13 protein-coding genes and 1 pseudogene are annotated in these 14,012 nt (G+C 73.2%); 11 read left to right on the top strand and 3 right to left on the bottom strand.

The window, feature by feature from the left end:
- Positions 1-99: 99 nt before the first annotated feature.
- Positions 100-741, bottom strand: coding sequence for a hypothetical protein (locus ACWJ6R_RS16470; RefSeq protein ID WP_449063062.1), 642 nt, complete (start codon positions 739-741; stop codon positions 100-102).
- 175 nt (positions 742-916) lie between these two features.
- On the opposite strand from ACWJ6R_RS16470, the gene ACWJ6R_RS16475 reads away from it, so the two are divergent.
- The 4 genes and pseudogenes from ACWJ6R_RS16475 (at position 917) to ACWJ6R_RS16490 (ending at position 8,147) form a co-directional block, all read left to right on the top strand.
- Complete coding sequence (locus tag ACWJ6R_RS16475; RefSeq protein ID WP_449063063.1) at positions 917-2,881, top strand: hypothetical protein; 1,965 nt, start codon at positions 917-919, stop codon at positions 2,879-2,881.
- A gap of 176 nt (positions 2,882-3,057) precedes the next feature.
- Positions 3,058-6,033, top strand: coding sequence for an ATP-binding protein (locus ACWJ6R_RS16480; protein WP_449063064.1), 2,976 nt, complete (start codon positions 3,058-3,060; stop codon positions 6,031-6,033).
- Between the two features lie 66 nt (positions 6,034-6,099).
- Positions 6,100-7,441, top strand: a pseudogene (locus ACWJ6R_RS16485) (MurT ligase domain-containing protein).
- Positions 7,431-8,147 (top strand): type 1 glutamine amidotransferase, encoded by a 717-nt coding sequence (locus tag ACWJ6R_RS16490; RefSeq protein ID WP_449063065.1) that lies wholly within the window; start codon positions 7,431-7,433, stop codon positions 8,145-8,147. Before ACWJ6R_RS16485 ends, ACWJ6R_RS16490 begins: the two are co-directional and overlap by 11 nt.
- A 141-nt stretch (positions 8,148-8,288) precedes the next feature.
- Here ACWJ6R_RS16490 and ACWJ6R_RS16495 read toward each other — a convergent pair whose 3' ends face one another.
- Complete coding sequence (locus ACWJ6R_RS16495) at positions 8,289-8,651, bottom strand: DsrE family protein (RefSeq protein ID WP_449063066.1); 363 nt, start codon at positions 8,649-8,651, stop codon at positions 8,289-8,291.
- A gap of 68 nt (positions 8,652-8,719) precedes the next feature.
- Here ACWJ6R_RS16495 and ACWJ6R_RS16500 point away from each other — a divergent pair, with 68 nt between their 5' ends.
- The 4 genes from ACWJ6R_RS16500 to ygfZ all read left to right on the top strand — a co-directional run bounded on the left by ACWJ6R_RS16500 (position 8,720) and on the right by ygfZ (position 11,704).
- Positions 8,720-9,229 carry an FABP family protein gene (locus ACWJ6R_RS16500; RefSeq protein WP_068896423.1) on the top strand — a complete coding sequence of 170 codons (510 nt, stop codon included), beginning with the start codon at positions 8,720-8,722 and terminating at the stop codon, positions 9,227-9,229.
- 30 nt (positions 9,230-9,259) lie between these two features.
- Positions 9,260-9,565 (top strand): DUF2470 domain-containing protein, encoded by a 306-nt coding sequence (locus ACWJ6R_RS16505; RefSeq protein ID WP_449063067.1) that lies wholly within the window; start codon positions 9,260-9,262, stop codon positions 9,563-9,565.
- 592 nt (positions 9,566-10,157) lie between these two features.
- The gene (locus ACWJ6R_RS16510) at positions 10,158-10,571 is read left to right on the top strand and encodes a Fur family transcriptional regulator (protein ID WP_068896427.1); all 414 of its coding nucleotides are present in this window, start codon (positions 10,158-10,160) and stop codon (positions 10,569-10,571) included.
- Between the two features lie 149 nt (positions 10,572-10,720).
- Positions 10,721-11,704, top strand: a complete 984-nt coding sequence (gene ygfZ, locus ACWJ6R_RS16515) for a CAF17-like 4Fe-4S cluster assembly/insertion protein YgfZ (RefSeq protein ID WP_449063068.1) — start codon at positions 10,721-10,723, stop codon at positions 11,702-11,704.
- A gap of 27 nt (positions 11,705-11,731) precedes the next feature.
- On the opposite strand, the gene dtd is transcribed toward ygfZ, so the two are convergent.
- On the bottom strand, positions 11,732-12,157 hold the full coding sequence (dtd, locus tag ACWJ6R_RS16520; protein WP_449063069.1) for a D-aminoacyl-tRNA deacylase: 426 nt from the start codon (positions 12,155-12,157) through the stop codon (positions 11,732-11,734).
- A 68-nt stretch (positions 12,158-12,225) separates the two neighbouring features.
- Here dtd and ACWJ6R_RS16525 point away from each other — a divergent pair, with 68 nt between their 5' ends.
- The 3 genes from ACWJ6R_RS16525 (at position 12,226) to ACWJ6R_RS16535 (ending at position 13,952) form a co-directional block, all read left to right on the top strand.
- On the top strand, positions 12,226-13,176 hold the full coding sequence (locus ACWJ6R_RS16525; protein WP_449063070.1) for an asparaginase: 951 nt from the start codon (positions 12,226-12,228) through the stop codon (positions 13,174-13,176).
- Positions 13,177-13,308: 132 nt separating this feature from the next.
- Positions 13,309-13,563 carry a type II toxin-antitoxin system Phd/YefM family antitoxin gene (locus ACWJ6R_RS16530; RefSeq protein ID WP_189236945.1) on the top strand — a complete coding sequence of 85 codons (255 nt, stop codon included), beginning with the start codon at positions 13,309-13,311 and terminating at the stop codon, positions 13,561-13,563.
- Positions 13,560-13,952 (top strand): PIN domain-containing protein, encoded by a 393-nt coding sequence (locus tag ACWJ6R_RS16535; protein WP_449063071.1) that lies wholly within the window; start codon positions 13,560-13,562, stop codon positions 13,950-13,952. Before ACWJ6R_RS16530 ends, ACWJ6R_RS16535 begins: the two co-directional genes overlap by 4 nt.
- Positions 13,953-14,012 lie beyond the last annotated feature (60 nt).

Consider the following 14,012-nt stretch of genomic DNA (forward strand, 5'->3'; position numbering starts at 1 on the left):
CCATCGCCCGGCCCGGCCGCCTGGGCGGACGGCGGCGGCCCGCCCGCGCCTCGGACGCGGCCGCCGGGCTCGTCTGGCTCATGGGAGGCGCGGCGCTCATCAGCCCTCCTCCCCGCGCTCGACCGGCAGGGTGACCTGCGCCACGACCTTCGGCGGGGAGTCGTCCGCCTCCCCGTCCTGCTCCAGGACCCAGCTGCCCGTGGCGATCGTGAACTGCTCCTGGAACTCGAACGTCCCGACGTCGAATCGCACCTTCTCCGGAGCCTCCTGCCCCTCGGGCAGCTCGTAGCGGAGCACGACGGTGGAGGCCATGCCCGGGTGCAGCTGCCTGCTCGGCACGCCCTCGTCGGCGATGTTCACGATGGCGTCGCCCTCGGGCGTGGTCGCGGGGCTCATCGCGAGCAGGCCCTTGGCGAAGAGGAAGCCCTTCGGGCCCGGTGACCCCGTGCCGGTGGTCGCGTCACCCTTGTTCGTGACCTCCAGCTCGACCTCCAGGAACCGCTTGCCGCCGGGGCCGTACTCGTCCGGCTGGAAAACGGTCCGCGACGTCACGAACTTGGTGAGAAACTGTTTCTGATCCACGACGGCGCCGGGGCCGAGCTGCTTGGGAGGTTCTTTGGGAGCGTCGGCGAAGCCGCCGAGGGCGGCGGTGACCCCCAGACCGGCGGAGAGGACCAGGGCGGTGACGGGCACTGCGATGGGGCGTCGCCGTGGTGTATCGCCGCCGGGGGGAGACGTCATGACAATGGATGGTAATCGCTGATCTCAGTACCGTCCGACTCATTCATCCCACATGTCACGATGAACGAGCGGAAAATACAGCGGATTGACCTGAACGCCGCCCCTGCGGCGGGTCCAGCTCATACGCTGTCACGGAGGCGGACGAGAGCCCGACGGCGGAGGTTCCGTGGCGGACGTGCATCCTGAGCATGCGCAGCTCCAGGCGGACCGGATCTACCTGGGCTGGCAGTATGCCCTGCTGCATCCGGACCCAGGTCCTGCCCCCAGACGGCCGTCCCCGGCCGAGGACCCGGCCTTCGAGATCGACCCCGAATGGATGCGCCGCGAGCGGCTCAACGAGGACCTGCTCAACCGGCCGGTGAAGATCGTCCGCGGGTTCATGGTCGCGCTCGCCCTCCTCGTCGTCGGCATCTCCGCCACCGGGCTGCTGGACTGGTCGTTCGCCGCGGTCGGGCTGGCGGCGTCCCTCGGCATCGCCGGGTTCTGCACCTACGCGGTCCACCAGGGCGACCGGGCGGTCCGCTACCGGATCGAGGAGCGCAGGACCGCCGTGGACCGGCGGCGGCAGGAGCGCGACCGGGAGCTCTACCTCGCCCAGGAGGAGCACGCCGCCCGCTACCGGGAGTGGGCGGAGAGGAAGGAGCGCTACGACCGCCAGCTCACCTGGTACGCCGTGACCGTCCCCGACGAGATCGACCGCATCGACGTGGCCGGCGGCACGCTGCCCGGCTGGTCGGCGCTGATCACCCTGCTCGGCGCGACCCGCCTCTACAGCGGCGGCCATCTGACCGTGCTCGACCTGTCCGAGGGCGCGATCGCCAAGGACCTGATCGAGCTGGCCCGCCGGGGCGGCGACGACCCCCTGGTCTGGGTGCTCCCGGTGGATCTGCCCAGGCTGGACCTGGGGGCGACGCTCGCGCCGGAGGCCTTCGCCGACGTCCTCGCCCACGTGGTGAGCGTCAGCGAGGAGCACCGCACCACCCGGGACCTGTCGTTCGACAACGCGATCCTGGAGCGGGTCCTGGAGGTCCTCGGCGCCAAGGCCACGATCAACCAGGTGACCGCCGCGCTCCGGGCGCTGGCCCAGGTGGGCGACCCCCGCGAGGACCTGCGCCTGGGCCTGATCACCGCCACCCAGCTGGAGCGGATCGGCACGCTGTTCGGCCGCGGGGTCAGCGACCGGGTGGTGATCGAGCGGGCCTGGGCGCTGGAGTCGCAGCTGCGCAAGCTGGAGACGCTCGGCTCGGAGGCCGTACGGCTCCCGCCCGCGCGACTGCGGGTGGTCTCCATGGACCGGCAGGCCGGCGTGTTCGGCAACCGGGTGCTGGGCACCTACGTGGCCACCGCGCTCACCCACATCCTGCGCCAGTCGCCCGGCTCGGAGCGGCCCTGGTACCACACGATCATCGTCGCCGGGGCGGACAAGCTCCGCGGCGACGTGCTCGACCGGCTGATGGACGCCTGCGAGACCTCCAGGACGGGGCTGGTGCTGACCTACCGGTCGCTGACGCCGACCGTGCGGGAGCGGCTGGGCCGGGGCCACGCGGCGGTGGCGTTCATGCGGCTGGGCAACGCCGAGGACGCCCGGGTGGCCAGCGAGCACGTCGGCACCGAGCACCGGCTGGAGCTCGCCCAGCTCACCGAGACCATCAGCGCCGCGGGCGCGGGGATCGACGGCGGCTACACCTCCACGGTCGGCCAGACCGACGAGGACGAGGACGCGCACGCCGCCGGCCACGCGGACCTGAAGGAGGACATCACCGAGTCCACCGAGTGGGGGCGGCGGGCGAGCAAGGCGCTGGGCGAGACCGAGCGGGTGCTGCACCGCTCCAGGGAGTTCCTCGTCGAGCCCCACCGGCTCCAGCAGCTCCCCACCACGTCGGTGATCGTCACCGACGCCACCGCGCAGGGCCGCCGGGTACGGCTGGCCGACGCCAACCCCGCGATCCTCACCTTCCCCAAGACGACGCTGGGGGAGTTCGAGGAGATCCGGGAGAGGCTGCTGGAGCCCTTCGCGGCGCGGGAGGACCGGCCGCGCGAGCCGGACCGCGAGCCGGACCGTGAGCCGAACCCCTTCGAGGACGCCCCGCCCAACCTCGGCCCGCCGCCGCCCCGGCTCGACTGGCGCAGACGGCAGTGAAACGCGCGGGCGCGTCAACGAAGGGTGCGGGCAGGGTAATGGAGTGGTCAATGCTGGGGTGCCGGTCAGAGTGAGGTTCGACCGTAGTGCTGTCGCGAGGCCTCGCCCAGCACGGCGGAGCGATCGGTGAAGCGTCAACCCCCCGGCCCGGAGCCGGGGCCCCGGGTGGAGACCACATGCAGCAGCAGAGCGTATCCCGTCTTCCGCACACCCTGGCCGGTCCGTGGTACCGGATCCAGGCGATCGCAGCGCCCTCGCGCAGCTCGTCGGCCGAGTGGGACTTCGTCACCGTCCTGCCCGCCGTACTCTCCGCGGCGCAGCGCGGGCGGCCCTTCGCGATCGGCTGGCTCTCCCGGGGCGCGGGCGCCCCGCTGGAGCTGCTCACCAACGCCGGGCCGCTGACCCCGCCGCGCGCCCCCCGGCGGGCCGTCACCGCCGAGCACGGGCGGCGGACGGCCGAGGCCGAGCCGTTGCTGTTCCCCGGCGGCGCCCGCGGCGTGCGGATCGGCGACGAGTGGCTGCGCGACCTGACCGACCTCGTCTGGACGACCTGCCCGGGACGGCAGGCGCCGCCGCTGAACGGTCGCCGTGAGGCGGACGCCGACGAGGTCGGCCGCCCCACCCTGTTCGAGTCCACGCTGGTCACGCTCATGTCCCGGCCGTTCGCCTGGCTGGTGGTGGCCGAGCCCACCGACCTGCTGGACGCCGAGGTGGCGCACCTGCGGACCCAGCTCAACGTGCTGCGGCAGTACGGCGACGCCTCCGAGCGCTCGCGCTACGACGCCGAGCGGGCCGAGCGGCGCATGCAGGAGCTCGACACCTTCCGCGAGGCCGGGCTCTGGAACGTGCGGGTGCTGGCCGGAGCGGCCGGACCCGAGGAACTGCGGCAGATCGCCCCGGTGCTGGTCGGCTCCGTCGAGATGGGCCACCACCCCTACCGCTTGCGCAGCGCGCTGTCCGCCCCGCCCTGCGGCTTCACGGACGCGCTCACGGCGACCCTGCAGGACCCCGCCGACGGCGCCGCCGCGCCCTTCGCGGCCACCGCCGGGACGCTCGCCGCGCTGGCCGGGCTGCCCCGCCGGGAGGTGCCCGGCGTCCGGGTGGTCGAGGCGGGCTTCTTCGACGTGACCAGCGAGGCCGACGCGCCCGCCGGGGAGCCCTCGATCGACCTCGGGACGATCGTGGACGGCCAGGACCGCGCGGTGGGCACGTTCCGGGTCCCGCTCGCCACCCTCAACCGGCACGCGTTCGTCACCGGCGCCACCGGTTCCGGCAAGTCCCAGACGGTCCGCCACCTGCTGGAGGAGCTCACCGGCGCGGGCATCCCCTGGCTGGCGATCGAGCCGGCCAAGTCCGAGTACGCCGCGATGGGCGGCCGGATCGAGCACCTCGCCCCGGTGACCGTGATCAACCCCTCGGACCCGGACACCGTGCCGTTCAGCGTGAACCCGCTCGCGCCGGAGCCCGGTTACCCGGTCCAGGCCCACATCGACATGGTCCGGGCGCTGTTCATGGCGGCCTTCGACGCCGAGGAGCCGTTCCCGCAGATCATGTCGCTGGCGCTGCAGCGGGTCTACGAGGCCAACGGCTGGGACGTGGTCACCGGCGGGGCGGCGCCGGGGTCGGCGGTGCAGCCCGCCGTACCGACCCTGGAGCAGCTGCAGCGGCACGCGATGGACGTGATCAAGGAGATCGGTTACGGCAGGGAGGTCCAGGCCGACGTCGAGGGCTTCATCGCGCTGCGGCTGCGCTCGCTCCGGGTCGGCTCGGCCGGGCGTTTCTTCGAGGGCGGCCACCCCGCCGACATCGGCGACCTGCTCCGGCGCAACGTCGTGCTCGCCATCGAGGACGTGGCCAACGACGAGGACAAGGCGTTCCTGATGGGCACGCTGATCATCCGGATCGTGGAGCACCTGCGGATGCGGGCCAGGTCGTCGAAGACCTCCGGGCTGCAGCACGTGATCGTGATCGAGGAGGCGCACCGGCTGCTCCGCGACCGGGGCGCGGGCCGGGCCAGCACGCACGCGGTCGAACTGCTGGCCGGCATGCTCGCCGAGATCCGCGCGTACGGCGAGGGCATCGTGGTCGCCGAGCAGATCCCCACCAAGCTGGTCTCCGACGTGGTGAAGAACACCGCGCTGAAGGTCGTCCACCGGCTCCCCGCCGAGGACGACCGCCGGTTGGTCGGCGCCGCGATGAACCTGAGCGAGGAGCAGTCCCGGCAGGTCGTCTCGCTCCAGCCCGGTACGGCGGCGGTCTTCGCCGACGGGATGGACCGGCCGCTCCGGATCCGGGTGCCGCTGGGCGAGGACCGCGAGCACCCGGCCCCCGGGCAGACCCCGCCGATCTGCGGCCGCCGCTCGGTGGCCTGCGGCCAGGAGTGCAGCAGCGGCCGGGCGTGCACGCTGATCGAGATCCGTGAGGCCGACCTGCTCGCCGAGGCCCCCGAGTGGGCCTGGCTGCGGATCTGGGCCGACACGCTGGTGCTGGCGTTCTGCGTCAACCGGCCCGTTCCGGGCGTGCCCCGGGCGCTGGCCGAGCTCTGGGCGGAGCTGCCCGCGCGGCGGCGCGAGTGCCTGCTGGCCACGGCCGTGGAACGTGCGGTCGCCCGCCGGGCGTGGGCGCTGCGCACGGTCGCCGACCCGGCCCTGCTCACCGAGCAGGCCGCCGAGGCCGCCACCCGGCTGCTGGGACCCGACCGCAAACCCGGTGAGCGGCCCGGGCCCACCTGGGTGATCCCGCAGATCCGGTGGTTGCACGAGGTGGAGCGCCTCTTCCCCTACGGTCAGGCGGCCCCCAACCCGCGCGGTTCCGCGCCGGCCATGGAGTACCCGCTGTTCGACCGGCCGGCCGGAGGGGAGGAACTGCTCGGCCACCGTGCCCGGGCGCTCCGGCACCACCCGCTCTCCATGGAGGCGGACCGGAACCGGACGCTGGCCTGGCGGGTCCTGCTGGGCGACGACGAGCACGAGGGCGTGGAGCGGGACGTGTTGACCGTCACGATCGGGATCGACCCGGCCGAGCGGCTGCGGTACGTCGCGCAGACGATGGGGGCGGGCTGGCTGGAGACCGTGCTGTCCTGGCCGAGCCGGTTCGTGCTCCCGTTCGACGCCGAGTCCTCCGACGAGGTGGAGCTCGCCTTCACGGAGTGACGGGCGCGGATTCCGCGGCGTTCCCGCAGGCGGTCGCCCCGCCCATCCCCGGCTAGGATCGGCGGCATGACTCAGCTTCCGCTGCGGGCGCAGCTCGCGAGTGCTCTCGGCCGGACGGCCGCGACGCTGTCCCGGGCGACCGGACGCGGCGACGGATCGGTGATCGGCGGCAGGGTCGGCCTGGCCCTGGAGCCGGACCTGCTGCGCAAGCTCGCCCGTGACCGCAGGCTCGCGCTGGTGAGCGCGACCAACGGCAAGACCACCACGACGCGGCTGATCACCTCCGCCCTGCAGGAGCTCGGTGACGTCGCCACCAACGCCTTCGGCGCCAACATGCCCGCCGGGCACGTGTCCGCGCTCTCGTCGGCGAAGGACGCGCCGTACGGCGTGCTGGAGGTCGACGAGAAGTACCTCCCCGAGGTGATCGAGACCACCGGCGCGGGCGTGGTCGTCCTGATGAACCTCAGCCGCGACCAGATGGACCGGGCGGCCGAGATCTGGCTGCTGGCCCAGAAGTGGCGCCGCGCGCTGGTGGCCAGGAACACCCACGTGATCGCCAACGCGGACGACCCGCTGGTGGCCTGGGGGGCGTCCACCGCCGCCCGGGTGACCTGGGTCTCGGTCGGGCAGCCGTGGAAGGAGGACTCCTGGTGCTGCCCCGAGTGCGGCGGCCCGCTCGACCGCGGCGGCATGGACTACGTGCCGCCCGGCGGTCACGCGCCCGGCGTGGCCGTACGGCAGGCGGACGGGAGCGTCCCCGCGGCCCCGGGATCCCCGGGAGGGCCGGGCGGCGGACTGGCGGAGAACGACTGGGCCTGCCGGGAGTGCTCCTTCCGGCGGCCCGCGCCGACCTGGTTCCTCGACGGCGACACGGTGGTCGACCCCGCGGGCAGCGCTGGCCGCTGGACATCCGGCTGCCGGCCGGGCCAACCGCGCCAACGCGGTGGTCGCGCTGGCCACCGCGGAGGCGTTCGGCCTCCCCGTCCAGCGGGCGCTGCCCCGGCTGGCCGAGGTCACGTCGGTGGCCGGCCGCTACACCACGGTGGAGCGCGAGGGCCGCCAGGCCCGGCTGCTGCTGGCCAAGAACCCGGCGGGCTGGCTGGAGGCGTTCGACGTGCTCGACCCCGCGCTGCCGGTGATCCTCTCGGTGAACGCGCAGGGCCCCGACGGCCGCGACACCTCCTGGCTGTGGGACGTCGACTACCGGGTGCTGCGCGGCCGGCCGGTCTACGTGACCGGGGAGCGCCGGCTCGACCTCGCCCTCCGGCTCGACGTGGCCGAGGTGCCGTTCCAGCTGGCGGAGTCCTTCGGGCACGCGCTCGCGGTCCAGCCGCCGGGCAAGGTCGACGTGATCGCCAACTACACCGCCTTCCAGCAGATCCGATCGGAGTTCGGTCGTGCCGTCTGACAGTGTCCTGCGCCTTGTCTGGATCTACCCGGACCTGCTCAGCACCTACGGGGACCAGGGAAACGTCCTGGTCCTGGAGCAGCGGGCCCGGCGCCGCGGGATCGCGGTCGAGACCGTCCACGTGCGCTCGGCCGACCCGGTGCCCGAACAGGGCGACGTCTACCTGATCGGCGGCGGTGAGGACCGGCCGCAGATCCTGGCGGCCGAGCGGCTGCGCCGGGACGGCGGGCTGCACCGGGCCGTCGCCCGGGGCGCCGCCCTGCTGGCGGTCTGCGCGGGCTACCAGATCATGGGCAGCACGTTCGGCGGTGAGGAGGGGCAGCCGGTGGACGGCATCGGGCTGCTCGACATCGCCAGCGGCCGGGGCGATGCCCGCGCGGTCGGCGAGCTCGTCGCCGAGGCCGATCCGGCGCTCGGCGTCCCGACCCTGACCGGGTTCGAGAACCACATGGGCGTCACCAGGCTCGGCCCGGGCGTGCGCCCGCTGTCGCGCACGGTGGTCGGCACCGGGAACGGCGACGGGACCGAGGGCTGCTACGCCGGGAAGGTCGTCGGGACCTACCTGCACGGTCCGGCGCTGGCGCGCAACCCCGGCCTGGCCGACCTGCTGCTGACCTGGGCGGTCGGCGCGCAGCTCCCGCCGACCGACGACACCTGGTTCGAACGGCTCCGCCAGGAGCGGCTCACCGCGGTCCGGCCCGCCTGATCGGGTTCGCCTGATCGGCCGGGTGCGGCCGTGACCACACCTGGTCAGGGTCGCCTGCCCGTCCGTCCGTCCGCCCGCCCCGCCCGGTCGGCCGGGCGGGACTCGCCGGCGGACCGGCGGTCGCCGATCCGCCGAGGGGCGTCAATACACGAGTGCCTGGACGCCGTCGCCGAGCGCCTCCTCGACGAAGGTGGGGGCGCCCGCGATGCGGACCCCCTCGATCACGTCGTCCACTGTGATGTCCCGCCGGGCCGCGCACTGCGTGCACAGCGTCACCCGGCCCCCGGCGAGCACCGCGTCGAGCAGGTCGCCGAGCTGGGCCGCATGGGGCAGGGTGAACTCCTGGGCCCGTCCGGGGAGGGCGAACCACGACGCCTCGCCCGTCAGCCAGAGGGAGACGGGCACCCCGCTCGCCAGGGCCGCCGCCGCCACCGTGAACGCCTGGTTGCAGCGCTCCGGGGCGTCCGCGCCCGCGGTCACTTTGATCACCAATGATCGTGCCATGCTCGAAGACTATTCGGGCCCGGGTCACCGGCGCGAGCCAGGTCCGGCCGGGCCTACCCTTTATGGCTATGGACGTTCCTGAGCTGCACCCCGACCTTGAGCCGATCGCCTTCCTCGTGGGCCGGTGGGAGGGCGCCGGGGTGGGGGGATACCCGACGATCGAGAGCTTCAACTTCGGTCAGGAGATCGTCTTCGGGCACAACGGCAAGCCGTTCCTGACCTACACCAGCCGCACCTGGCTGCTGGACGAGGCCGGTGCCAAGGTCCGCCCGCTGGGCACCGAGACCGGCTTCTGGCGCCAGCTGCCGGACCGCCAGCTGGAGGTCTGCCTGTCGCACCCGACCGGCATCGTGGAGATCTACGTCGGCGAGGTGGTCTTCCACAAGATCGAGCTCCACACGGACGTGGTGGCCCGCACCGCCACCGCCAAGGAGTACACCGGCGGCCACCGCCTCTACGGGCTGGTCAACGGCAACCTGATGTGGGCCTACGACATGGCGGCCGTGGGGCAGGGGCTCCAGTCGCACATCTCGGCCGAACTCAAGCGGGTGGGCGACTTCGTGCCCGACGCGGACTGAGACCGGGCGAGGGCCAATACGATGCCGGACATGAGCACCCCCTTCACGCCTGACGTGGTCGAGGCGATCAAGCGCCACATGAACGACGACCACGCCGACGACGCGCTACTGATCGTCAGGAGCCTCGGAGGCAGGCCCGAGGCGACGGCCGCGACGACGTCGGGCGTGGACGCCGAGGCGATCGAGTTCGCCGCGGTCGTGGCCGGCGACGAGGTCGCGGTGCGGGTCCCGTGGGGCAGGACGCTGACCGAGCGGGCCGAGGTCCGCCGGGAGGTCGTCCGCCTCTACCGGGAGGCCTGCGCCGCCCTCGGGGTCCCGGCTCGCGGCGAGCACTGAGGCGCCGGACACCGGGGGCGGGCACGGAAGCGGGATGCTGGAGCGCGGAGACGGGGCCGGGCGCGGCGGAGACGCCGAGGCGGACGGGCCCGAGGTGCTCGGATCGGCCTGAGAGAGCGCCGGGAGAACTGCGGGAGAAGCAAAGCGAAAAAGAGAACCCCGGGCTCGCTCCTCCGCTCTGGGCGTGAGGGCCGGATGGACCAAAGACGGGATATGCCCGCCCTCCGGCAGCCCGGGGTTCCGGTGATTGTCGTGGATTCGCCGAACGTCGCGAGACGTCCGGACAGAGTCCGGAGTCGCGGCGTCCTAGCGGACAGCCACCTCGCTAGCCCAACTATGATCAACCATTGTTTGGACCACCTCCCTTCTGCGTGATTCGTACGCTATGCGACCGCTTCGGGATCGGGCAAGTAAATATTCGCCAAGCGGGTTTCCGCTGGTGAAAGCCTTCGAGGCCGTCGCCGGAGGGCATCCGGGACGGCCGGCCGCCGTGGACGGGCGGAGAGCGCGGAGCAGGTGGGCGGAGGACGCGGGGCCCGGCCTTAGGTGATGATCGAGAGGGCCCGACCGGGGCACGGCATAGAATCGCGCCATGACCGAGACGTCGTGGCATGAGGAACTACGGGCGCGCGGTTATCGGGTCACCCCGCAACGCCAGCTGGTGCTCGAGGCGGTCAAGTCGCTGGAGCACGCCACCCCGGAGGAGATCTGCACCCGGGTGCGCGAGACCGCTCGCGGGGTGAACATCTCGACCGTCTACCGGACCCTCGAACTGCTCGAGGAGCTCGGCATGGTCGCCCACAACCACCTCGGGCACGGCGCGCCCACCTACCACCTGGCCGCCGACGCCGACCACGTGCACCTGGTCTGCCGCGGCTGCGGCGATATCAGCGAGGTCAGCCCGGAGCTGGTGCGGGCCCTGGTGGACGGGCTCGACGCGGAGCTGGGCTTCGCCACCGACGTGCACCACCTGACGGTCTTCGGCCGCTGCCGCAAGTGCCGCTGAGAGCCTCCCGGGCCACCGCCGCGGGCCGCCCGCCGACGGCTCGCGGGCCGTGGCCCGTCCGCCGAGGTCCCTCGGACCGCGGTCGCATGCCCGCCGAGGGCGCGCGGGCCGCGGCTCCGGCCGCCGGCGGGGGCTCGTAGGCTTGGGGCATGCGAAGCCCTCTGCTGGACACCCCCGGTGCGGTCGCAGCCGACGCCCCCGACGACGGCGTCGCCGGACACTACGGTGACCTGTTCGCCGAGCAGCGCGCCTTCCTCGCCGGTGAGGCGATGGTCGACCGGAGCAACCGCGAGGTCGTCAGGATCTCCGGGCCCGACCGCCTGAGCTGGCTCAACAGCCTGAGCTCCCAGAAGCTCGACGACCTGCGGCCGGGCCGGGCGACCGAGACGCTGCTGCTGGACGCCCAGGGCAGGGTCGAGCACCACCTGGTCCTCGTCGACGACGGCGAGGCGGTCTGGGCGCATGTGGAGCCGGGCACCTCGGCGGGCCTGGTCGCCTTCCTCGACAAGATGCGGTTCATGCTCCGGGTCGAGGTCGCCGACGTGACGGACGCCTACGCGGTGGTCTCCGTGGCCGACCCGGCCCGGCTCACCCCGCCCGCCGGGGCGATCGTCGCCGGCGGCGACGTGCTGCTCCCGCGCGACCTGCTCCCCGAGCACCTCGGCCTGCGGCTCGCCGGCCTCTGGGCCCACGAGGCGCTGCGGATCGAGGCGCACCGCCCCCGGCTCGGCTTCGAGACCGACCACAAGACGATCCCGCACGAGGTCGGCTGGATCGGTACGGCCCTGCACCTGAACAAGGGGTGCTACAAGGGCCAGGAGACCGTGGCGCGGGTGCACAACCTCGGCCACCCGCCGCGCCGGCTGGTCTTCCTGCACCTGGACGGGAGCGCCGACCGGCTGCCCCGGCGCGGCGCCCCGGTGACCGCGGGCAAGGACGAGGTCGGGTTCGTCGGCGGCTCCGCCCGCCACCACGAGCTCGGCCCGATCGCCCTGGCCCTGGTCAAGCGGACCGTGCCGGTGGACGCGCCGCTGGAGGCCGACGGGGTGGCGGCGGCCCAGGAGGTCGTCGTGCCGCCGGACGCCGGGCGCAACGTGCAGATCGACCCGGCCCTGCGCCGCCGCATCCGCTGACCCGCTGACCCGCTGATCCGCCGGGAGTCAGACCTCCAGGATCAGCGTGATGGGGCCGTCGTTGGTCAGCGCGACCTTCATGTCGGCGCCGAAGACGCCCGTCCCGACGCGTGCTCCCAGCGCGCGCAGTTCCGCGCAGACGGCCTCGACCAGGGGCTCGGCGACCGGCCCGGGGGCCGCCGCCTGCCAGGTGGGGCGGCGTCCCTTGCGGGCGTCGCCGTACAGGGTGAACTGGCTGACCACGAGCAGGGGCGCGCCGATGTCGGAGCAGGACTTCTCGCCGTCCAGGATCCGCAGCCCCCAGAGCTTGGCGGCCAGCTTCGCCGCCTCGGCGGGGGTGTCGGTGTGCGTCACCCCGACCAGCACGAGCAGCCCCGGCTCGTCGATCGCCCCGACCACCGCACCGTCCACCGTCACCGACGCGGAACTCACCCGCTGCACCACCGCACGCATGCCCCCATCATCCCGCGCTCCGGACGCTCTCTAGACTCTGCGCGGACTCTGCATGAAAGGGGACAAAGGTGTCTACAGGGTCGTTGGTCGTCGAGGTGGTCCGTTCGGGGTTCGTGGAGTCCACGCACCGGGCGAGGATGCTGGCCGTCGCGGCGGACGGTTCCGCGGTGTGGGTGCACGGGGCGGTGGACGCGCTGGTCTCGCCGCGCTCGTCGATGAAGCCCTTCCAGGCGCTCGGCATGGTGCGCAGCGGGCTCGCCCTGGAGGGGGAGCTGCTCGCGCTGGCCTGCGCGAGCCACGACGGGGAGGCGTTCCACGTGGACGGCGCCCGCAGGATCCTCGCCGGGGCCGGGCTGGACGAGGACGCGCTGCGCTGCCCGGAGGACCTGCCCGGGGACGCGGCCTCCCGCGAGGAGGTGCTGCGCTCGGGCGGCGGCAAGGCCCGGATCTACATGAACTGCTCCGGCAAGCACGCGGCGATGCTCGCCACCTGCGCGGCCAACGACTGGCCGCTGGAGACCTACCTCGACCCCGCGCACCCGCTGCAGCGGGCGATCCGCGCCGCGGTGGAGGAGCTGACCTGCGAGAAGGTCGCCGCCACCGGCGTCGACGGCTGCGGCGCCCCGCTCTTCTTCGTCTCGATGACGGGTGTGGCCCGCGCCTTCCGCGCCCTCGTGCTGGCCGGGCCCGGCAGCCCCGAGCAGCGCGTCGCCGACGCCTTCCGCGCCCACCCCGAGTGGACGTCCGGCACGACCCGCCCCGAGGCCCGGCTGATGCGGGCGATCCCCGGGCTGCTGGTCAAGGCCGGCGCCGAGGCCTTCGACGCCTTCGCCTTCGCGGACGGCCGCGCCGGCACGGTCAAGATCGAGGACGGCGGCCAGCGCGCCCGCGTGCCCGTCACCGTCGCCGCCCTGCGCGCCCTCGGCCTCGACGCCCCCGAGCTCGCCGAGCTCGCCGCCGGAGTCCTGTACGGCGGCGGCCGCCCGGTGGGCGAGATCCGCCTGCACGGCGGCGGATGAGACGGGGCTCCTCACCCGGGGATCGGGTCGGCCCGGAATGGCCTCATCTCCCCGGGTCGGCCGATCTCGGATCGGGAGCCGGGATGCCGGTTTCCTTGCTACATGCGTAGCAAGGGTTCTACAGTTGGGTTCATGACTGCGATTCCTGCGCGTGAGCTGCGGAATAACACGGCCGAAGTGCTGCGGCGTGTCGAGGCCGGTGAAGAGATCGAGGTGCTGCGGGACAACCGTCCGGTGGCGAAGATCATTCCTTTTCCCCGCCGCAGTCGCTGGCTGTCCGCCACTGAGATCGGGGGAGAGCTCGCCCGCCTCGGGCCGGATGGGACGGGCTGGGCCGAGGAACTGCGGGAGACCTTGTCCGGGACCACCGACGATCTGCCGTGGTGAGCCCGCAGCGGGCGCTGGCCGACACATCGATCTTCATCGGCCTGGAGGCCCGCCGGTTCGATATCGAGCGCTTCGCCGACTACGAATGGGGTGTTTCGGCGGTCACCCTGGGTGAGCTGCGTCTCGGGGTGCTGCAGGCACGGGATCCCGAGTCGGCCGCCCGGCGCCTTTCCACCTATCAACTGGCCCAGCGCTTCGAGCCGCTACCGGTCGACGAGGCCGTTTCCGAAGCGTGGGCGCTGCTGGTCTCACGATTGCGGGTGGCGGGTCGCAAGGCTCCGATCAACGACAGCTGGATAGCAGCGACCGCCCTGGCCTACGGCATTCCCGTGGTGACCCAGGATGCGGACTACGACGAGATGCCCGGTGTCGAGGTCATCAGGCTGTGAGGCCGCGGAAGGTGTCAAGTCAAATGCGACAGGGAGTCGGCTGATCTGATCGCTAGGCTG

It is taken from the genome of Planomonospora algeriensis, from assembly GCF_977012225.1.